At 59.5% G+C, this 20,649-nt stretch carries 18 protein-coding genes; 4 read left to right on the forward strand and 14 right to left on the reverse strand.

Features of this window, described 5'->3' with window-relative positions:
- Nucleotides 1–235: 235 nt before the first annotated feature.
- The 4 genes from ACTD9P_RS01805 to ACTD9P_RS01820 all read right to left on the reverse strand — a co-directional run bounded on the left by ACTD9P_RS01805 (nucleotide 236) and on the right by ACTD9P_RS01820 (nucleotide 5,127).
- Complete coding sequence (locus tag ACTD9P_RS01805; RefSeq protein ID WP_026013874.1) at nucleotides 236–1,330, reverse strand: polyamine ABC transporter substrate-binding protein; 1,095 nt, start codon at nucleotides 1,328–1,330, stop codon at nucleotides 236–238.
- Between the two features lie 195 nt (nucleotides 1,331–1,525).
- Nucleotides 1,526–2,890 carry an aspartate aminotransferase family protein gene (locus ACTD9P_RS01810; RefSeq protein WP_138813402.1) on the reverse strand — a complete coding sequence of 455 codons (1,365 nt, stop codon included), beginning with the start codon at nucleotides 2,888–2,890 and terminating at the stop codon, nucleotides 1,526–1,528.
- 59 nt (nucleotides 2,891–2,949) lie between these two features.
- Nucleotides 2,950–4,308 carry a glutamine synthetase family protein gene (locus ACTD9P_RS01815; protein WP_083356224.1) on the reverse strand — a complete coding sequence of 453 codons (1,359 nt, stop codon included), beginning with the start codon at nucleotides 4,306–4,308 and terminating at the stop codon, nucleotides 2,950–2,952.
- A 39-nt stretch (nucleotides 4,309–4,347) separates the two neighbouring features.
- Nucleotides 4,348–5,127 carry a gamma-glutamyl-gamma-aminobutyrate hydrolase family protein gene (locus ACTD9P_RS01820; RefSeq protein ID WP_438866456.1) on the reverse strand — a complete coding sequence of 260 codons (780 nt, stop codon included), beginning with the start codon at nucleotides 5,125–5,127 and terminating at the stop codon, nucleotides 4,348–4,350.
- Between the two features lie 278 nt (nucleotides 5,128–5,405).
- Between ACTD9P_RS01820 and ACTD9P_RS01825 the strand changes: the two genes are divergently transcribed.
- Nucleotides 5,406–6,782 carry a glutamine synthetase family protein gene (locus ACTD9P_RS01825; RefSeq protein WP_003213894.1) on the forward strand — a complete coding sequence of 459 codons (1,377 nt, stop codon included), beginning with the start codon at nucleotides 5,406–5,408 and terminating at the stop codon, nucleotides 6,780–6,782.
- Between the two features lie 229 nt (nucleotides 6,783–7,011).
- Nucleotides 7,012–7,641, forward strand: coding sequence for a TetR/AcrR family transcriptional regulator (locus tag ACTD9P_RS01830; protein WP_438866457.1), 630 nt, complete (start codon nucleotides 7,012–7,014; stop codon nucleotides 7,639–7,641).
- A 136-nt stretch (nucleotides 7,642–7,777) separates the two neighbouring features.
- Here the strand turns inward: ACTD9P_RS01830 and ACTD9P_RS01835 are convergent, their stop codons facing one another.
- The 8 genes from ACTD9P_RS01835 to ACTD9P_RS01870 form a co-directional block, all read right to left on the reverse strand.
- Nucleotides 7,778–7,993 carry a TOBE domain-containing protein gene (locus ACTD9P_RS01835; RefSeq protein ID WP_003213899.1) on the reverse strand — a complete coding sequence of 72 codons (216 nt, stop codon included), beginning with the start codon at nucleotides 7,991–7,993 and terminating at the stop codon, nucleotides 7,778–7,780.
- Between the two features lie 19 nt (nucleotides 7,994–8,012).
- Complete coding sequence (gene ssuB / locus ACTD9P_RS01840; protein ID WP_438866458.1) at nucleotides 8,013–8,819, reverse strand: aliphatic sulfonates ABC transporter ATP-binding protein; 807 nt, start codon at nucleotides 8,817–8,819, stop codon at nucleotides 8,013–8,015.
- Nucleotides 8,816–9,604 (reverse strand): aliphatic sulfonate ABC transporter permease SsuC, encoded by a 789-nt coding sequence (gene ssuC / locus ACTD9P_RS01845; protein WP_438866459.1) that lies wholly within the window; start codon nucleotides 9,602–9,604, stop codon nucleotides 8,816–8,818. The genes ssuB and ssuC overlap by 4 nt, the downstream gene beginning before the upstream one ends.
- Nucleotides 9,605–9,613: 9 nt before the next feature.
- Nucleotides 9,614–10,762, reverse strand: a complete 1,149-nt coding sequence (ssuD, locus tag ACTD9P_RS01850; protein ID WP_138813398.1) for an FMNH2-dependent alkanesulfonate monooxygenase — start codon at nucleotides 10,760–10,762, stop codon at nucleotides 9,614–9,616.
- Nucleotides 10,763–10,787: 25 nt separating this feature from the next.
- A complete protein-coding gene (locus tag ACTD9P_RS01855) occupies nucleotides 10,788–11,756 on the reverse strand; it encodes a sulfonate ABC transporter substrate-binding protein (protein ID WP_200430493.1) in 969 nt (322 codons plus the stop codon).
- Between the two features lie 94 nt (nucleotides 11,757–11,850).
- Nucleotides 11,851–12,444, reverse strand: a complete 594-nt coding sequence (gene ssuE / locus ACTD9P_RS01860) for an NADPH-dependent FMN reductase (protein WP_017139541.1) — start codon at nucleotides 12,442–12,444, stop codon at nucleotides 11,851–11,853.
- Nucleotides 12,445–12,775: 331 nt separating this feature from the next.
- Nucleotides 12,776–13,414 (reverse strand): peroxiredoxin, encoded by a 639-nt coding sequence (locus ACTD9P_RS01865; RefSeq protein ID WP_016978988.1) that lies wholly within the window; start codon nucleotides 13,412–13,414, stop codon nucleotides 12,776–12,778.
- A gap of 274 nt (nucleotides 13,415–13,688) precedes the next feature.
- Complete coding sequence (locus ACTD9P_RS01870) at nucleotides 13,689–15,032, reverse strand: OprD family porin (RefSeq protein ID WP_200430494.1); 1,344 nt, start codon at nucleotides 15,030–15,032, stop codon at nucleotides 13,689–13,691.
- Nucleotides 15,033–15,402: 370 nt separating this feature from the next.
- On the opposite strand from ACTD9P_RS01870, the gene tauA reads away from it, so the two are divergent.
- A complete protein-coding gene (gene tauA, locus ACTD9P_RS01875) occupies nucleotides 15,403–16,389 on the forward strand; it encodes a taurine ABC transporter substrate-binding protein (RefSeq protein WP_438866460.1) in 987 nt (328 codons plus the stop codon).
- Nucleotides 16,390–16,534: 145 nt separating this feature from the next.
- On the opposite strand, the gene argA is transcribed toward tauA, so the two are convergent.
- Together argA and argE are read right to left on the reverse strand one after the other, a co-directional pair.
- Entirely contained in the window at nucleotides 16,535–17,833 is a 1,299-nt protein-coding gene (argA, locus tag ACTD9P_RS01880) for an amino-acid N-acetyltransferase (protein WP_138813395.1), read from the reverse strand.
- Between the two features lie 136 nt (nucleotides 17,834–17,969).
- Nucleotides 17,970–19,118, reverse strand: coding sequence for an acetylornithine deacetylase (argE, locus tag ACTD9P_RS01885; protein ID WP_138813394.1), 1,149 nt, complete (start codon nucleotides 19,116–19,118; stop codon nucleotides 17,970–17,972).
- Nucleotides 19,119–19,276: 158 nt separating this feature from the next.
- Between argE and ACTD9P_RS01890 the strand changes: the two genes are divergently transcribed.
- Nucleotides 19,277–20,644: a CYTH domain-containing protein gene (locus ACTD9P_RS01890; RefSeq protein WP_438866461.1), complete on the forward strand. Its 1,368-nt coding sequence runs from the start codon at nucleotides 19,277–19,279 to the stop codon at nucleotides 20,642–20,644.
- Nucleotides 20,645–20,649: the final 5 nt, after the last annotated feature.

Genomic DNA, 20,649 nt, shown 5'->3' on the forward strand with positions numbered 1-20,649 from the left:
AGGTCCTCTTAAATAGTTGGGCCTTAAAGTTGTTGCCCGGCAACAAAACCGGCGCGCAACTTACCCTCGATAAACCGATCCGGCAAAACTTTCTGTCATTTAATTTGTGTGAACGGGCTATGTGGGAGCGGGCTTGCTCGCGAAAGCGCAGTATCAGTAGATACATCCGCTGGCTGACACACCGTCTTCGCGAGCAAGCCCGCTCCCACACAAGCCACTCCCACAGCTTTAAGGTTTACTTACCAGACTTGATCTTGGTCCAGCTGCGTGTCATTTCACGCTGGGTTGCAGCCGGCAAGTCAGCAATGGCGTAGAGCTTGGCCTGCACATCAGCTGGCGGGTAGATGCCCGGGTCGCTGGTGATGTCTTTGTCGACCAGTGCGGTCGCCTTCTCGTTACCGTTCGGGAAACGCACGCTGTTGGTGATCGAGGCCATGACTTCCGGCTTGAGCAGGTAGTTCATGAACTTGTAGGCGGCGTCGACGTTTTCGGCATCTTTAGGGATGGCGACCATGTCGAAGAAGCTACCGGCGCCTTCTTTCGGAATGTCATAGGCAACCTTCACCTTGCCACCGGCTTCAGCCGCGCGGGACTTGGCCTGCTGGATGTCACCCGAGTAACCCACGGCTACGCAGATGTTGCCGTTGGCCAGGTCCGAGATGTACTTGGACGAGTGGAAGTAGCCGATCGATGGGCGCAGCTTGAGGAACAGGTCTTCAGCTTGCTTGAGGTCAGCTTTCTTCTGGGTGTCAGTCGGCAGGCCCAGGTAGTGCAGCGCCACCGGCAGCATTTCGGTTGGCGAATCAAGGAAGCTCACACCGCAGCTTTTGAGCTTGGCGATGTTCTCAGGCTTGAGCAGCACGTCCCACGAGTCGATCTTGTCGATACCCAGTGCAGCCTTGACCTTCTCCGGGTTGTAACCGATGCCGATCGAGCCCCACATGTACGGGAAAGCGTGCTTGTTGTCCGGGTCGCTGATCGACACGGCTTTGAGCAGGGATTTATTCAGGTTGTCGTAGTTAGGCAGCTTGGACTTGTCCAGCTCCTGATAGACACCGGCCTTGATCTGCTTGGCGAGGAAGTTGTTCGACGGCACGACGATGTCGTAACCGGACTTGCCTGCCAGCAACTTGGCTTCGAGGGTCTCGTTGCTGTCAAAAACGTCGTACACCACCTTGATGCCCGACTCTTTTTCAAAGTTGGCGATGGTGTCCGGTGCAATGTAGTCGGACCAGTTGTACACGTGCAGGACTTTATCGTCTGCCTGGGCCGCGCCCGCCATTGCGCCCAACAGGGACAAGGCGAGGAGGGTCTTGCCAGCGTTCTTCAAACCTAATGCCTTCATTTGGTGATGCTCCAATTTTTCTTTTTTGGGCCACGTTCTTACAGTGTTAAGCGGCCCGTCTAAAGGGCAACAAAACAGGGCGACAGTCTGGCAAGTTCCGAGGCCGGCTTTCAACCAAAGCCTCATTTATAGCTGCTCAGAATGCAGCGCCCGAAAGCCGCTGCGTTCTGAGCCTAGCACTTAGCCCTGCAATGCCGCCAAAGTCAGGTCCAGGCAATGGCGAGCCTTGGTCACCAGCTCGTCGATTTCCGCGTTGCTGATCACCAGCGACGGCGAAATGATCATGGTGTCGCCCACGGCGCGCATGATCAGGCCATTCTCGAAGCAGAACGTGCGGCAGATCATGCCCACACCCCGGCCTTCGTAACGTTTGCGCGTGGCCTTGTCCTGCACCAGCTCAATCGCCCCGAGCATGCCCACACCGCGAACTTCACCCACCAACGGGTGATCAGCCAGTTCCCTCAGACGTTTCTGCAAATACGGTGCCGCTTCATCGTGCACACGCTTAATGATTTTTTCATCGCGTAGAATGCGGATGTTTTCCAGGGCCACGGCGGCGGCCACCGGGTGACCGGAATAGGTGAAGCCGTGGTTAAAATCGCCGCCTTCGTTGAGCACGGCAACCACGTCGTCGTGCACGATCAAGCCGCCCATGGGGATGTAACCCGAGGTCAGGCCTTTGGCGATGGTCATCATGTGCGGCTTGAGGTCGTAGAAATCGCTGCCGAACCATTCGCCGGTACGACCGAAACCGCAGATCACTTCGTCGGCGACGAACAGGATGTCGTACTTGGCGAGGATTTCCTTGATGCGCGGCCAGTAGGTCTCAGGCGGCACGATCACGCCACCGGCACCCTGGATCGGCTCGGCAATAAAGGCCCCGACGTTGTCCACGCCCAGTTCCAGAATCTTTTCTTCCAACTGGTTGGCAGCCCAGATCCCGAACTCTTCCGGGCTCATGTCGCCGCCTTCGCCATACCAGTACGGCTGGGCGATGTGGGTGATGCCCGGAATCGGCAAGTCGCCCTGTTCATGCATATAAGTCATGCCGCCCAGGCTGGCGCCGGCCACGGTGGAGCCGTGGTAGCCATTCTTGCGGCTGATGATGGTTTTCTTGTTCGGCTGGCCCTTGATCGCCCAGTAATGGCGGACCATGCGCAGCATGGTGTCGTTGCCTTCGGAGCCGGAACCGGTAAAGAACACGTGGTTCATGCCGGCAGGCGCGACCTCGGAAATGACTTTGGCCAACTCCAGCACCGGCGGGTGCGCGGTCTGGAAGAACAGGTTGTAGTACGGCAGTTCTTTCATCTGTTTGGCGGCGGCGTCAGCCAGTTCATCGCGACCGTAACCGATCGCCACGCACCACAGGCCGGCCATGCCGTCGAGGATCTTGTTGCCTTCGCTGTCCCACAGGTAAACGCCGTGGGCTTTGGTGATGATCCGTGGGCCTTTCTCTTTCAATTGCTTGAAGTCGCTGAACGGCGCCAGGTGGTGATCATTGCTCAAGGCTTGCCATTCACGGGTTTGCGGGTTGTTGCTGGACATACCGGTCTCCTAGACTTTTTCGGTGAAGGGCGCGCAGGTTGCCCCGCGCGCCCGGCGCATCAGACGGCGAAGAGCAGGAATTCCCGCTCCCACGAACTGATCACGCGCTTGAAGTTTTCATGCTCGGCCCGCTTGACCGCGACGTAGCCTGTGATGAATTTTTGCCCCAGGTACTTCTCGATGGTCTTGCTGTTTTCCATACGCTCAAGAGCGTCTTCAATGGTCAACGGCAGGCGCAGGTTGCGGCGCTCGTAACCACGGCCCACTACAGGTGCGCTGGGGTTATGGCCTTCGACCATGCCGATGTAGCCACACAGCAAGCTGGCGGCAATCGCCAGGTACGGGTTGGCGTCGGCGCCCGGCAGGCGGTTTTCGACGCGGCGGTTCTGCGGGCCGGCATCCGGTACGCGCAGGCCGACGGTGCGGTTTTCTTCGCCCCATTCCACGTTGACCGGCGCCGAGGTGTCGGGCAGGAAGCGGCGGAACGAGTTCACGTTGGGGGCAAACAGCGGCAGCAATTCCGGGATGAATTTCTGCAGGCCGCCAATGTGGTTGAGGAACAGCTGGCTCATGGTCCCGTCTTCATTAGAGAAGACGTTCTTGCCGGTGGCGATGTCGATGATGCTCTGGTGCAAGTGCATCGCGCTGCCCGGCTCGCCGGTCATTGGCTTGGCCATAAAGGTGGCGGCTACGTTGTGCTTGAGCGCGGCCTCACGCATGGTGCGCTTGAACACCAGGATCTGGTCCGCCAGGGACAGGGCATCACCGTGACGGAAGTTGATTTCCATCTGCGCCGTACCGTCCTCGTGAATCAGGGTGTCGAGGTCCAGTTCCTGCAGCTCGCACCAGTCGTAGACGTCTTCGAACAACGGGTCGAATTCGTTGGCGGCTTCTATAGAGAAGGACTGGCGGCCCGTCTCCGGGCGACCGGAACGGCCAATCGGCGGTTGCAGCGGGAAGTCCGGGTCTTCGCAGCGCTTGGTCAGGTAGAACTCCATCTCCGGCGCCACGATCGGCTGCCAGCCTTTATCGGAATAGAGCTTGAGTACCTTCTTGAGCACGTTGCGCGGCGACAGCTCGATAGGGTTGCCTTGCTTGTCGTAGGTGTCGTGGATCACCTGGGCGGTCGGCTCGATGGCCCAAGGCACCAGGAATACCGCGTTCTGGTCGGGGCGGCAGATCATGTCGATGTCGGCCGGGTCGAGCAGTTCATAATAGATGTCGTCTTCGACATAGTCGCCGGTCACGGTCTGCAACAGAACGCTCTCGGGCAGGCGCATGCCTTTTTCGGCGATGAACTTGTTGGTCGGCGAGATCTTGCCCCGGGTGATGCCCGTGAGGTCGCCAATCATGCATTCGACTTCTGTGATCTTGTGGTCTTTCAACCAATCGGTGAGCTGGTCGAGGTTGTTACTCATAAATGCCTCTGGGCTGTGTTTCCTGACATCCATTAAAGGTCAGGCGTTGGTTGACGCAGCATCCGCGTCGCGTTGCATCGCCCGCTTTCGACAAGCCGAGCCAAAGGCCTGGAAGATCGCGAGATAGTGCGGGTTAGAGCTTACCTGCCATTCGGGGTGCCATTGCACTCCTAAAGCAAAAGCCTTGCCCGACGTGTAAGAAAAAGCTTCGATCAACCCATCGGGTGCGGTCGCTTCGACCTGCAGCCCCGGCGCCAGGCGGTCAACGCCCTGGCTGTGAATCGAGTTGACCTGAATCGTCGGCGGCAAACCCAGGCCCGCCAACACCCCATTGGGGGTAATCGCCACGGCGTGCGCCGGGCCGTACTGGATCTCCAGCGGCTGGGTCTCGTCTTCGCGGTGATCCATCATGCCCGGTACTTCATGAACCTTCTGGTGCAGGCTGCCGCCGAAGGCCACGTTCATTTCCTGGAAACCACGGCAGATGCCCAGCACCGGCACGCCTGCCGCGATCGCGGCACGCAGCAACGGCAGGGTGGTCTGGTCGCGTGCAGAATCATGAGCAGTCCCAGGCGCGCTGGCCGGACCGTCGTAGTGAAAGGGTTCGATATTGGAGGGGGAGCCGGTAAAGAGAATGCCATCCAGGCCGTCAAGAATATTGGCCGGGCCGAGCAGGTCGCCCAAGGATGGAATGATCAATGGCAAGCCCTTGGCAGCGACTGCGACTGCACGGACGTATTTGTCGCCACTGATGTGATAAGCATGCAAACCGACCTGTTTGGAGCAGGCGGTGACGCCGATTAACGGCAGGCGAGACATGAAGCACCCCGGTATTATTGCTGTTATGGGTTTGAATCGAGCTTAGCCTTGTTCATTTTTTTACACAACACCCCCGTAAAAAATACAACACGGCCCGCTTTAGCCTGCTAGTCCCAAGCCCTTCAAACCCAAAAAACCGCCCCAAAAAGCCCCAAAAAAGGCCTCGAGGCGCTTTTTTAGGGCAAAAAAGGCCTCGCTTGACTTCGGCATGCCGTTCGGGTTGACTGAAACCAGAAAAGATCAATGATTGATATTTTTAACAACAAAGGTGTTGCATCATGTCGGTACCCCCGCGTGCCGTTCAGCTTAACGAAGCGAACGCGTTCCTTAAGGATCATCCTGAGGTTCTGTACGTAGACCTTCTAATTGCGGATATGAATGGTGTGGTGCGCGGTAAGCGCATCGAACGCACCAGCCTCCACAAGGTTTACGAGAAGGGCATTAACCTGCCTGCCTCTTTATTTGCCCTGGATATCAACGGCTCGACGGTGGAAAGCACCGGCCTGGGTCTGGACATCGGTGATGCTGACCGAATCTGTTATCCAATCCCCGACACCCTGTGCAATGAACCCTGGCAAAAGCGCCCAACCGCGCAACTGCTGATGACCATGCACGAACTTGAAGGTGAACCTTTCTTCGCCGATCCTCGCGAAGTGCTCCGCCAAGTTGTAAGCAAATTTGACGACCTCGGTCTGACCATCTGCGCCGCCTTCGAGCTTGAGTTCTACCTGATCGACCAGGAGAACGTGAACGGCCGCCCACAACCGCCCCGCTCGCCGATCTCCGGCAAACGCCCGCACTCGACGCAGGTCTACCTGATCGACGACCTCGACGAATACGTCGACTGCCTCCAGGACATTCTGGAAGGTGCCAAAGAGCAAGGCATCCCGGCTGACGCAATCGTCAAGGAAAGTGCCCCGGCGCAGTTCGAAGTGAACTTGCACCACGTCGCCGACCCGATCAAGGCTTGCGACTACGCGGTACTGCTCAAGCGCCTGATCAAGAACATCGCCTACGACCATGAGATGGACACCACCTTCATGGCCAAGCCTTACCCAGGCCAGGCAGGCAACGGTTTGCACGTACACATCTCCATTTTGGACAAGGACGGCAAAAACATTTTTGCCAGCGAGGATCCCGAGCAGAACGCCGCACTGCGTCACGCGATCGGCGGTGTGCTCGAGACCCTGCCCGCCCAAATGGCGTTCCTGTGCCCCAACGTCAACTCCTACCGTCGTTTCGGCGCACAGTTCTACGTGCCGAACTCGCCGTGCTGGGGTCTGGACAACCGCACCGTGGCCATTCGCGTACCTACCGGCTCGTCCGATGCCGTGCGTATCGAACACCGCGTGGCCGGTGCCGACGCCAACCCTTACCTGCTGATGGCTTCGGTCCTGGCGGGCGTGCACCACGGTCTTACCAACAAGATCGAGCCTGGCGCACCGGTGGAAGGCAACAGCTACGAGCAGAACGAACAGAGCCTGCCGAACAACCTGCGCGATGCATTGCGTGAGTTGGACGACAGCGAGGTGATGGCCAAGTACATCGATCCCAAGTACATCGATATCTTCGTCGCCTGCAAGGAAAGTGAGCTGGAAGAGTTTGAACACTCCATCTCCGACCTTGAGTACAACTGGTATCTGCATACGGTGTAAGCCGTTGCAGTTTTAAAGGAACGCCGCTGACGTTGGTCTGCGGCGTTTTTTTATGGGTTTCTTTTCGAGACCGAGTTGGCTTCTTCGCAGGCAAGCCAGCTCCCACATTTGATTGCATTTCATCGTTGGAACTCGGTCAAGTGTGGGAGCGGGCTTGCTCGCGAAGGCGGCCTGGCAGACAACACACTTCTGTGCTCATACAATGCCCTCTGCCTTGTAGGAGACTTCCATGCCCACCCGCCCCGCCGCCCCTCGCAAACCCCGCGCCCGCAGCCAGGCCCGGATCGATGCGATCCTCGACGCCGCTCGCACCTTGCTGGCGAGCGAAGGCGTGGCGAGCTTGTCGATCTACAGCGTGGCCGAACGGGCGCAGATCCCACCGTCGTCGGTGTATCACTTTTTCGCCAGCGTGCCGGCGCTGCTGGAGGCGTTAACTGCCGATGTACATGCCGCTTTCCGCGCCGCGATCCAGGCGCCCATCGAGCATGATTCACTCAAGGTGTGGCGCGACCTGTCCTCTATCGTCGAGCAACGCATGCTTAGCATCTACAGCAACGACGCGGCTGCACGCCAGTTGATCCTGGCGCAGCATGGGCTTGCTGAAGTGACCCAGGCAGACCGTCAGCATGATTTGGAGCTGGGGGATTTGATGCTTGAAGTGTTCAACCGCCACTTCGAAGTGCCGACCTTGCCCACCGACGTGGACGTGTTCGCGCTGGCGCTGGAATTGAGCGACCGCGTGTACGCGCGCTCGGTGCATCAGCATGGGCAGATAACGCCGCGCATGGCCGAGGAAGGGATGCGGGTGTTTGATGCGTATGTGGAGCTTTATTTACCGGCGTATTTGCCTAAGCGCTGAGCCTTGTAGTGGCTGAGCCGGCCTCTTCGCGAGCAAGCCCGCTCCCACATTTGAATGCATTCCACAGTTGGAACTCGGTCAAATGTGGGAGCGGGCTTGCTCGCGAAGGCGGCATCAAGGGCACCGCAGAATTCGATCACAACTTGGCGATCGACACCTCGGTGGACTTAACAAAGGCAATCACTTCGCTGCCGATCACCAATTCCAGCTCTTTGACCGAGCGAGTGGTGATCACCGACGTCACGATGCCGGACGCGGTCTGCACGTCGATTTCCGACAGCACGTCGCCTTCGACGATTTCCTTGATGGTGCCTTTGAACTGGTTACGTACGTTGATGGCTTTGATAGTCATGATGGTTTTCCTCTATGAGTTATTGAGCCCAACGCAATTGCGTAGGCAGCGGTGAAACAGGTTCAGGTTCCGGCGGCGAGCCTGGCAGCGACAGCACCCGGTTAAGCACTTCGGCTTCCAGCGCGGCCAGGCGATGTGAGCCGCGGGCGCGTGGGCGTGGCAGGTCGACGAGCAGGTCGAGGCCGATTTCGCCGTCTTCGATCAGGATCACGCGGTCAGCAATCGCCACCGCCTCGCTGACATCGTGGGTGACCAGCAACACGGTGAAGCCGTGCTTCTGCCAGAGGTTTTCGATCAGTTGCTGCATCTCGATGCGGGTCAGGGCGTCCAGCGCCCCCAACGGCTCGTCGAGCAACAACAGGCGCGGCTGGTGAATCAGCGCACGAGCCAGGGCCACACGTTGCTTCTGGCCACCGGACAAGGCCGCCGGCCACTCATTGGCGCGCTCGGCCAAACCCACTGCCTCCAATGCTTCCAATGCCTTGGGGCGCCAGTTGCCCTTGAGGCCCAGGCCGACGTTGTCGATGATCTTTTTCCACGGCAGCAAACGCGCTTCCTGGAACATCAACCGCGTGTCTTCAATCGCCTCGTTCAGCGGCGCAGAACCGGCCAGCAGCTCGCCGCCACTGGCTTTATCCAGGCCTGCGAGCAGGCGTAGCAAGGTACTTTTGCCGCAGCCGCTGCGGCCGACCACGGCCACGAACTGGCCCGCCGGAATGTGCAGATCAATCTCTTTGAGTACTTCCCGCGCACCAAAGGCCTTGCGCAATTTGCGCACCGCCAGCGGGATGCCCTTGAGCAGGCGCGGAGGTTGTTGAGCGGTCATGCCGCACCTCCTTTATTCACTTGGTAAGCCGGGTGCCAGCGCAGCCACACACGTTCCAGGCCACGCGCGGCGAGGTCGGCGAGCTTGCCGAGAATCGCGTAGAGCACAATTGCCAGTACCACCACGTCGGTTTGCAGGAATTCGCGGGCGTTCATCGCCAGGTAACCGATGCCCGAGCTGGCCGAGATGGTTTCCGCCACGATCAGCGTCAGCCACATAAAACCCAGGGCAAAACGCACGCCCACCAGAATCGACGGCAACGCGCCCGGCAGGATCACTTGCCAGAACAGGCTGAAACCGGACAGGCCGTAGCTGCGCGACATTTCCACCAGCGCCGGGTCGACGTTGCGGATGCCGTGGTAGGTGTTCAGGTAAATCGGGAACAGCGTGCCGAGGGCGACCAGGAAAATCTTCGCGGTCTCGTCAATGCCGAACCACAAAATCACCAGCGGAATCAGCGCCAGGTGCGGCACGTTGCGGATCATCTGCACCGAACTGTCCAGCAGGCGCTCGCCCCACTTCGACAGGCCAGTGATAAAGCCCAGGGCCAGGCCGATGCTGCCACCGATCACAAAGCCCAGGCCCGCACGCCAGCCGCTGATGGCCAGGTGTGTCCAGATTTCGCCGCTGCGTACCAGGTTGATGCCCGCTTCGATCACGGCACTCGGCGCCGGCAAAATGCGCGTCGACAACCAGCCCGCCGACACCGACAGCTGCCACACCGCCAGCAACAAAATCGGTAGCACCCAAGGCGCAACACGATGACTTAATTTTTCAAAATCCATAATGGCGCCTCAGCTCTGCGACGCAGCTTTGGGAAGGATGTCGTTGGCGACCATTTCGCCGAACGGGCTGACGTAACCGGCGCTTTTCGGCAGCTCGGGACGCTCGATATCCAGGTGCGGGAACAACAGCTCGGCAACCCGATACGACTCTTCCAGGTGTGGGTAACCGGAGAAGATAAAGGTGTCGATGCCCAGCGCGGCGTATTCCTTGACCCGCGCCGCAACGGTTGGGCCATCACCCACCAGTGCGGTGCCCGCACCGCCGCGCACCAGGCCGACGCCGGCCCACAGGTTCGGGCTGACTTCGAGGTTGTCGCGGCTACCGCCGTGCAAGGCAGCCATGCGCTGCTGGCCCACCGAATCAAAGCGCGACAGCGAGGCCTGGGCGCGGGCGATGGTTTCGTCGTCTACGTGGGAGATCAGCTTGTCGGCGGCCTTCCACGCTTCTTCGTTGGTTTCGCGCACGATCACATGCAAGCGAATGCCAAAACGCAGGGTACGCCCCAGCTTTTCGGCCTTGGCCCGCACCTGAGCAATCTTTTCCGCGACCGCGGCGGGCGGCTCGCCCCAGGTCAACACCATCTCCACCTGTTCGGCTGCCAGGTCCTGGGCCGCTTCGGAGGAACCGCCGAAGTACAGCGGCGGACGTGGCTGCTGGATCGGCGGATAGAGCAATTTGGCGCCTTTGACGCTGATGTGCTCGCCGTCGTAATCGACGGTTTCGCCTTCGAGCACGCGGCGCCAGATGCGGGTGAATTCCACCGAGGCCTGGTAACGCTCTTCGTGGCTGAGGAACAAGCCATCGCCAGCCAGCTCTTCCGGATCACCGCCGGTGACCAGGTTGAACAGTGCTCGCCCACCGGACAAACGGTCCAGGGTCGCGGCCTGGCGCGCAGCCACTGTTGGGGAAATGATCCCTGGACGCAGCGCAACAAGGAATTTCAAACGCTGGGTCACCGGGATCAGCGAGGCGGCCACCAGCCACGAATCTTCGCAGGAGCGGCCGGTAGGAATCAGCACCCCGCCGAAACCCAGGCGATCGGCCGCCTGGGCCACTTGCTGCAGATAACCGTGATCGACGGCGCGTGCGCCTTCGGCGGTGCCAAGGTAATGGCCGTCGCCGTGGGTAGGCAGGAACCAGAAAATATTGAGGCTCATGGAGTTGTCTCCTGAAGAAGTCGGATTACGGCGCTGTGGCGACGGCGGCGGGTGGAGTCCAGATCACGTCTTTGATGCTCAAGGGTTTGGGGATCAATTTGAGCTGGTAGAAGGTGTCGGCGATTTTCTGCTGGGCAGCGACCACCTCCGGGGTCAGGAACAGCGCGCCATAGCCTTGGCGCTTAACCGAGGTCAGAGTGATGTCCGCCGGCAAGCCGAGCAGCGGCGCGACTTGTTCGGTCACCTCCGCAGGGTTGGCCTTGGACCACTCGCCCACTGCGCGCACTTCTTCCACCAGCGCCTTGATCACGTCCGGGTGCTGCGTGGCGTAAGGCTTGGTGGCCAGGTAGAACTGGTGGTTGTCGGCAATGCCGGTGCCGTCACGCAGGGTGCGGGCTTGCAGCTGTTTCTCGGCGGCAGCCTGGTACGGGTCCCAGATCACCCAGGCGTCGACGCTGCCACGTTCGAACGCGGCACGGGCATCGGCGGGCGGCAGGAAGATGGTGTGCACGTCGGTGTATTTGAGGCCGGCATCTTCCAGGGCACGTACCAACAGGTAGTGCACGTTGGAGCCTTTGTTGAGCACGATTTTCTTGCCCTTGAGCTCGGCCACCGATTTGATCGTCGAATCTTTGGGCACCAGGATCGCTTCACTGGTCGGTGCGGGTGGCTCGTAGGCGACGTAGAGCAAATCTGCACCCGCTGCCTGGGCAAACACGGGAGGCGTTTCGCCGGTGACACCAAAGTCGATGGCGCCGACGTTCAGGCCTTCGAGTAACTGTGGGCCACCGGGGAACTCGGTCCATTGCACTTGCACGCCTTGGGCGGCCAGGCGTTTTTCCAGCGAGCCTTTGGCTTTGAGCAGCACCAGCGTGCCGTACTTCTGATAACCGATCCGCAGGGTCTCGGCGGCCTGGGCTTGAACAATGGCGCCGAAGGACACAGCCGCAGCAAACAGTGCGACCAGACCACGACGCAAGATGACAGTGCGCATGGCGCTCTCTCCAAATAATGCGATGAGGGGGTTGGCTGCACCTGCTTGGCCGTTGGCGGCTGAGTAAGGTGAGTACTACAAAATCCGGTACGGCTTAAATGCTCCAGCGAGCACTCAACAAACGTTCATTCAACACATTCGGGTCCAGCGGTTTGGGGCGACGGGCCATGGCGCCGTAAAGCGTCTCGAGGGCCTCGTGCAATCGCTGTTCAAGCACCGGCACCAGTTGCGCCTGGGCACTGCCTTCGGCGTAAGCGATCTGGCTGTCTTCGGCGAAAATACCGTGGAGCAATTCCTGGGCCTTGAGGGCCGACAACACCGGCTTCAAGGCGTAGTCCACCGCCAGCATGTGGGCGATGCTGCCGCCGGTGGCCATCGGCAACACGACCTTGTGGGCCAGGGCGCGTTCGGGCAGCAGGTCGAGCACGGTTTTCAGCGCGCCGGAAAACGAGGCCTTGTACACCGGCGTGGCGATGACCAGGCCGTCGGCATTGGCGATTTGCTGCAACAGGTCGATGACTTTGGGGCTGTCGAAGCGGGCGTGCAGCAAGTCTTCGGCCGGGAAGTCCCGTATCTGATAACTCACCACTTCCACGCCTTTGTCTTGCAGCCACTGACGGGTTTTTTCCAGCAAGACCCCGGAGCGCGAACGCTGGCTGGGGCTGCCTCCAAGTGTTACGACCAGCATGCAGGTATTCCTTGGGCAAGTGTCGGCGGTTCGCTGGGTGGCGATGGCGCCAAGATGGAACAGACCCTATCAGCATATTTATATATCTTTAAATCTTATTTTTTCATTTGTTTATTCTATAAATGCATATGGAGATTATTAATCTCAAGGCGAAAAAAAAGGCCGTCGAAACGGCCTGAAAACCCCTGCTATGTGAGACTGGAAATGCGTTCAAATGTGGGAGCGGCGGTGCGACGATTCGACTTGCTCGCGAAAGCGGTGTGTCATTCAAAGATGCATCAACTGAAAGTCAGCATTCGCGAGCAAGCCCGCTCCCACATTTAGTTCTGCGTTAACGGTTAGGCTGCGGGGTGAGCCGCAGGTACGGCTTCACCGCACGGTAGCCCTTCGGAAAGCGCTTCTTGATCTCTTCCTCGTCCTTGAGCGACGGCACGATCACCACTTCATCGCCGTCCTGCCAGTTGGCGGGCGTGGCGACCTTGTGGTTGTCGGTCAGCTGCAACGAGTCGATGACCCGCAGGATTTCGTGGAAGTTGCGACCGGTGCTGGCCGGGTAAGTGATGGTCAGGCGGATCTTCTTGTTCGGGTCGATCACGAACAAGGAACGCACGGTGAGCGTGTCACTGGCATTCGGGTGGATCAGGTCGTAAAGGTCCGACACCTTGCGATCGGCATCGGCCAGGATCGGGAAGTTGACGATGGTGTTCTGGGTTTCGTTGATGTCTTCGATCCACTTGTGGTGCGAGTCCACCGGGTCAACCGACAGGGCAATGGCCTTGACGCCGCGCTGAGCGAATTCGTCCTTGAGCTTGGCAGTAAAGCCCAGCTCCGTGGTGCACACCGGAGTGAAGTCCGCCGGGTGGGAAAACAACACGCCCCAGCTATCGCCCAGCCATTCGTGGAAACGAATCTTGCCGGCGCTGGAATCCTGTTCAAAGTCGGGGGCGATGTCGCCCAATCGTAGGCTCATGGTGTGGCTCCTGGTGAGTGCTTATGGAACCCACTGTGCATGGGTTGGGGATTATTTAAAAAGAATAAATATCGATTTATCTAGACGATAAGGGAATATTAAAAATCTGTTCATTGGACTTGGGAACGGGCGAGGATCAACATCGGTTTCAAGGTTCGAGAAGGCCTTGAGACGCTGTACAAAGAGGGGATTCAGGAAGGGCTTGCGGGGGTTGAGCCCGACTTGAACAGTAAGTCACCTTGCCCGGCATTGCGCCGGGCAAGGTTTTACGCTCTTACAACAGCGGGATCGAGTAGCTGACGATCAGGCGGTTTTCGTCTTGCGCGCGAGTCGCGGGCAGGTCGGTACGCCACATAGCGTTTTTCCAGGCTACGCCGAGGTTTTTCAGCGGGCCTTGTGGCACAACGTAGGCCAGAGTCAGGTCACGTTCCCACTCGTTTTTGCTACCGACCGACGTGTCGATGTTGCTGCCTTTGAGGTACACAACACCCGCGGTCAGGCCTGGCAGGCCAACCTTGGCGAAGTCATACGCGTAGCGAGCTTGCCAGGTACGCTCGCCAGCACGGGCAAACTTCTGGATCTGCATGTCGGTGGTGGTGCTGTTCGAAGAGCCGTCACCTTGGTTAAGCCAAGGGAAGTCACTGTCGCCTTTGGTGTACTGGTAGCCGGCGCCGAAGGTGTGACCTTCAACCGAGTACAGTGCCAGGTAGCTGTACAGGTCGTTGTCGACCTTGCCCTTGGTGACCTTGTTGCCGTAGTAACCGGTGGTGTAGTAGCCAGCGGTGTCACCGTTAGCGCCATTGTCGCGGCTACGGTAGTAGCGCAGGTCGCTTTTCAGCACGCCCGGGCCGATAGCCCAGTTGTGTACCAGGCCCAGGAAGTTCTGCGAGTAGAAGTCTTTCAGCTCACCGAAGTAGTACGAAGCAGTCAGGTCTTTGGTGATCTTGTAGTCAGCACCGGCGTAGTAGAACTTGTTGACGAAGTTACCTGCGTCATAGTTCGAGCTGCCGTTGGCACCGGCCAGGGACAGACCTTCGTTGTTGCTGGAGTTACGACCCTTGGCGTGCTCGATCTGACCGGCAGTCAGGGTCAGGTCCTTGATCTCGTTCGACGTGATCTGGCCGCCCTGGAAGGTTTGTGGCAACAGACGACCGTCGTTGGTCTTGATGACCGGGTTGTTCGGTTGCAGGGTGCCGATTTTCAGTTCGGTCTGGGAGATCTTGACCTTGCCGGTCAAGCCCAGGCTGGCGTAGTCACGCACAGCTTTGTTGCCGTCGCTTGGGAACACAGTACCGCCGGAAGCGCTGCCGGTGTAGTTACCGTGGTCGGCGCGGCTGGAATCGAGGCGCATGCCATACAGGCCAATGGCGTCAACACCAAATTGAACGGTGCCTTGGGTGTAACCCGAGATGAAACGCAGGTCGAAACCTTGGCCCCATTCAGCGTTTTTGCTCTGGCTGTTGGACTTAGGGCTGCTGGCACCATCACGGTTATCCGTGTTGATGTAGAAGTTACGCAGACCCAGGGTAGCCTTGCTGTCTTCGATGAAACCGGCGGAGTGTGCCTGTTGTGCAATTGCAGCCACAGCCACGGCCAACGCCAATGTTGACTTCTTCATGTACCGCTCCTCTCATTTCTAATTTTTGTATTTCTAAGGTCCCGGGTCTGACGCCCTGGATCCACAGATGCGCGATTAGCGCCGGATAGTGACCGACAAGTCAATCGTAACTTTGTATGTCTACTACCTTCGTCTAACCGCAGTTAATTTGGTCCCTGCAGGGTAATGAGTTTTTCATACACCCAAAAAGAATTGTTTCATTCTTTTTCATACGATTCAGGAATAAGCCTCAGCAGGCAGCGAACCGATCAGCATAGATCAACCGCTCCATAAGCTAATTCCTAAAGGGTATTTACCAGCCTTTTTTTAGATCGATTAGTGTGACCGTACTGTTGCATACGTCACCCACGATCAAAAAGGCGACGCCATCATGGCCAAACGCACATCCTCCCGTCAATTTGTTACAGTTTTTGTGTCACTAATTCTTTCTTTTGGTGTCAAAGCCGCCGATTTGACCATCGGCTACCAAACCGGCATCGACCCCAGCAAAGTCCCCCAGGCTGACGGCCTCTATGAAAAGGCCATCGGCGAGAAAATCGCCTGGCGCCGTTTCAACAGCGGCCCCGAAGTGGTCACCGCGATCGCCTCCGGCGATGTGCAGATCGGCAATCTCGGTTCCAGCCCCCTTGCAGCAGCGGCTTCACGCAACCTACCGATCGTGGCGTTTATCGTATCGGCGCAGATCAACACTTCTGAAGCCCTGGTAGTACGCAATGGCAGCGGTATCGACAAACCCGCAGACCTGGTGGGTAAAACCATCGCCACCCCGTTCGTCTCGACCTCCCATTACAGCCTGCTCGGGGCGCTGAAGCACTGGGGCCTGGACACGCAAAAAGTCAAAGTGGTGAACCTGCAACCAGCCGAAATCGCCGCCGCGTGGAAACGTGGCGATATTGACGGCGCGTTCGTGTGGTCGCCTGCCTTGGGCGAGATCCGCAAGACCGGTAAAACCCTGACAGACGCGGCCCAGGTAGGTCAGTGGGGCGCGCCAACGTTCGAAGTGTGGGTGGCGCGCGAGGATTTCGCGCAAAAACATCCTGACGTAGTGGCCAAGTTTGCCAAGGTCACGCTGGATTCGTTTGCTGACTACGCCGCCCATAAAGACAGCTGGACCGTCGACTCCGAACCGGTGCAGAAAATCGCCAAATTGACAGGTGCGAATGCCGCCGATATTCCTGAACTGTTGGCCGGCACCACCTTCCCGGATGCCCAGGCACAGCAGACCGAGGCACTGCTTAAAGGCGGCACCGCGAAGGCGATTGGGGAGACGGCGAAGTTTTTGAAGGAACAGGGGAAGGTTGAAACGGTGTTGCCGGATTACTCGGCCTATGTGAGCGATAAATTCATAAGAGACTAAACGCAATCCAATGTGGGAGCGGCGGTGCGACGATTCGACTTGCTCGCGAATGCGGTGTACCAGTCACAGGTGTAGTGACTGATAGTGCGCTTTCGCGAGCAAGCCCGCTCCCACATTTAGACCTGCTGCGTTCCCGGATTAGGGTTTATAGCGCCTTCTCGAAAATCTTCGAATTACGCTGATAGTTGTACAGCGACGCCCGCGCCGACGGCAGGCGGTCCACGCTGCTCGGCACAAACCCGCGCTCGCGGAACCAGTGCGCGGTACGCGTGGTGAGGACAAACAACGTCTTCAAACCCTGCGCACGGGCACGGGTTTCGATGCGTTCCAACAGTTCATCACCACGCCCGCCGTGGCGGTACTCCGGGTTCACCGCCAGGCACGCCAGCTCACCGGCATCCGAATCGGCGATCTGATACAGCGCCGCACAGGCGATGATCATGCCTTCGCGCTCGACCACGCTGAACTGCTCGATCTCACGCTCCAACACCTCACGCGAACGGCGCACCAGAATGCCCTGCTCTTCCAGCGGGCTGATCAGGTCGAGCAAGCCACCGACGTCTTCAATCGCTGCTTCGCGCACCAGTTCGAATTGCTCCTGGGCCACCAAGGTGCCGCCGCCGTCGCGGGTGAACAGCTCGGTGAGCAACGCGCCGTCTTCGGCATAACTGACGATATGGCTGCGCCCTACTCCGCCACGGCAAGCCTCGGCGGCGGCATCCAGCAATTCAGCCTGGTAGTTGTTGCCCAAACGTTGCAGGTGCGCCGGCACTTGTTGCGGGCGCAACTCACGCACCAGGCGACCATGCTCATCGATCAAACCAAGGTCGGCGCCAAACAGCAGCAGCTTGTCGGCGCCCAGGTCGATGGCAGCGCGAGTGGCAACGTCTTCGCAGGCCAGGTTGAAGATCTCGCCGGTGGGCGAATAACCCAATGGCGACAGCAGCACGATGGAGCGCTCGTCCAGCAGGCGATTGATGCCTTTGCGGTCGACGCGGCGCACTTCGCCGGTGTGGTGGTAGTCCACCCCTTCGAGCACACCGATCGGCCGTGCGGTGACGAGGTTACCGCTGGCCACGCGCAGGCGCGAGCCTTGCATCGGCGACGAGGCCATGTCCATGGACAGGCGTGCCTCGATAGCAATGCGCAGATGCCCAACCGCGTCGATCACACATTCCAGGGTCGCCGCATCGGTGATGCGCAAACCTTCGTGGTACGCCGGGGTGAGGCCGCGTGCTTCAAGGCGGGTTTCGATCTGTGGGCGCGAACCGTGCACCAGCACCAGCCGCACGCCCAGGCTGTGGAGCAGCACCAGGTCGTGGACGATATTGCCGAAGTTGGGGTGTTCCACACCATCGCCGGGCAGCATGACCACAAAGGTGCAGTCGCGGTGGGCGTTGATGTAAGGCGAAGCGTGACGAAGCCAATTAACGTATTCGGGCATAAAACCTGGGCCTGTAATAAAAAGCAGCCAAAAAAGGGATGAATCGTGAAAGCGCACAGCGGGCTGATGGTTATCGTCGGAACAGGCTTGGCGACACGCTCGCTCTCCTTCTATGTACGAATAGGCAGGGGTTAATTTATGCAGGTTTCAGGCAGTAATGCTCGATCAGCTCCCGCAATAGACGCACTGTAGGCGTCAAGCGTGACATTTCGAGGTATTCGCCCGGCTGGTGGGCGCAGGCGATGTCGCCGGGGCCAAGCACCAGGGTTTCACAACCAAGGCGCTGAAGATAAGGCGCTTCGGTGCCGAACGCTACTGCTTCGGCACGATGACCGGTCAATCGTTCCGCAACCCTTACCAGCTCGGCGTCTTCGGCCTGCTCGAACGGCGGCACTTCTGGGAACAGCGGCGCGTAGTCGATCTTGACTTTATGGCGCTCGGCCAAGGGTTCGAGCTTCTGGCGGATCGCGGCGCGCAGCACCTGCGGGTCCATGCCCGGCAACGGCCGCAGGTCGAATTCCAGCGAACATTGGCCGCAGATGCGATTGGGGTTGTCGCCGCCATGGATACAACCAAAGTTCATGGTCGGTTGCGGCACGCTGAATTGCGGGTTGCGGTACTCACGCTGCCAGGCCAGGCGCAGGCCACGCAGTTCGCCCATCGCGTCGTGCATGGCTTCGAGGGCGCTGTGGCCCAGGCTAGGGTCCGACGAATGGCCGCTTTGGCCAAGAATATCGATACGCTCCATCATCACGCCTTTGTGCAGGCGTATCGGCTTCAGGCCCGTCGGCTCACCGATCACCGCCGCACGGCCCAACGGGCGCCCGGCTTCGGCCAGGGCGCGGGCACCGGACATCGAGCTTTCTTCATCGCAGGTGGCGAGGATCAGCAGCGGTTGCTTGAAAGGTTGATCCAGCAAAGGCAGCACGGCTTCGATGGCCAGGGCAAAAAAACCCTTCATGTCGCAGCTGCCCAAGCCTACCCAGCGACCGTCGACTTCTGTCAGCTTGAGTGGGTCGGTCTTCCACAGCGCAGCGTCATACGGCACCGTATCGCTATGCCCGGCCAGCACCAGCCCGCCGGGGCCGCTGCCGAAGCTGGCCAACAGGTTGAACTTGCCGGGGCTGACCTGCTGGATATCGATGGCAAAACCCAGGTCGCCCAACCAACTGGCGAGCAGGTCGATGACCGGGCGGTTGGTCTGGTCGAGAGACGCTTGGGTGCAACTGACCGACGGCGCGGCAATCAACGCGGCGAATTGCTCTTTCATGGACGGTAACGGCATGCGCGGCCTCTCAACTTCCCGGATGAACCCCACTATAGAACCATCTGTACGACACAATAAACCGTTGCGGCACGTTGCCGGGCTCAGTCCTGTACACTGCACGACCTTGGCAGCCACACATTTCCCCGGCTGCGCTCCCGATCCTGGATTTTCCGGCCATGCAGAAAGAAACCGAAATCAAGCTCCGCGTCAGCCGCGAAACCCTCGCCGCGCTGCGTGAGCACCCGCTACTGAAAAAACGCAACAAAAGTGGCTGGGAACGCCGTGAGTTGATGAACCAGTATTTCGACACCCCCGAGCGCGACCTGGCCCAGGCCAAAGTCGCCCTGCGCCTGCGCAAGGACGGTGAAGAAATCATCCAGACCCTCAAGACCCGTGGCCAAAGCGTCGCCGGCTTGTCGGAACGTAACGAATACAACTGGGACCTGCCCAAAGCCAAGCTCGATGTGAAGAAACTCGACGGCGAGTGCTGGCCCGAGCAATTGGCCGAGCTGGACAAAAAGACCCTCAAGCCAATCTTCACCACCGATTTTGTGCGTGAACGCGCCGAAATCGCCTGGGGCCGTGGCAAGGCCAAGGTGGTGATCGAAGCCGCCCTGGACCTGGGCCATGTGGTGGTCGGCAAGCAGAAAGAAGAAATCTGCGAGCTGGAACTGGAACTGCGTGAAGGCGAACCGGCTGCCCTGCTGGAACTGGCCGCCGAACTGGCCGCGACCCTGGCGCTGATGCCGTGCGATATCAGCAAGGCCGAGCGCGGCTACCGCCTGTACGACGCCAGCAGCTACTCGCTGAGCCTGCCGGCCCCGCAAATCCACGCCGAAATGCCGTTGGACGATGCCTTCGCCGCGATCATGTGGCACCTGCTCGGCAGCAGCCAGCGTCTGGCCGAGCAATACCGTTTCAACGGTCATTGGCGTCTGCTGCAGGACTGGGTCGAGAACCTCGGCGAGCTGCGCGCCCTGATCGGCAGCCTCGGCCAAGCCGCGCCGCGTCAATCCACCAGCGAACTGCGTGCCGCATTGGACGCGTTGCTGGAAGACTGGCGCCCACTGGTGCAGGCCGGTGACGACGACGAAGACATCCGCAAAGCCGCGCCGGAACAGTTCGCCGAAGAGCTCGAAGACGTGCGTTGGGGCCTGTTCTCGCTGAACACCTCGCGCTGGCTGCTGGCCCGCACCTGGACCGCCGACCGCAACGTGCGTGGCAACCGCCAGGGCGCCGCGCAAATCACCAACTGGCTGCCGCGCCTGCTGGCCGACGACGCCGTCGCCCTGCAACTGCCGCGCTACCAGCAGCAACCGGAAGACCTGGCCGAGCAACTACCGCGCATCGAGCGCATCCAGGCCTGGCTGCACCACGCACGTCAGGTGGTGGACATCCCCGAGCTGGACCGCTTGTACGGCGAGCTGAACAAGCTGGCGTTGCTGGCCAACCAGCCGATCACCGATGAATCGCTGGATGCGCGCATGCATCAGGCGATTGCGGTGTATCAGAACCGGGCCTGGAAGACCCTGCTGCGCCTGTAAGATCG

It is taken from the genome of Pseudomonas onubensis (assembly GCF_965653655.1).
In the GTDB taxonomy this organism is placed as follows: domain Bacteria; phylum Pseudomonadota; class Gammaproteobacteria; order Pseudomonadales; family Pseudomonadaceae; genus Aquipseudomonas.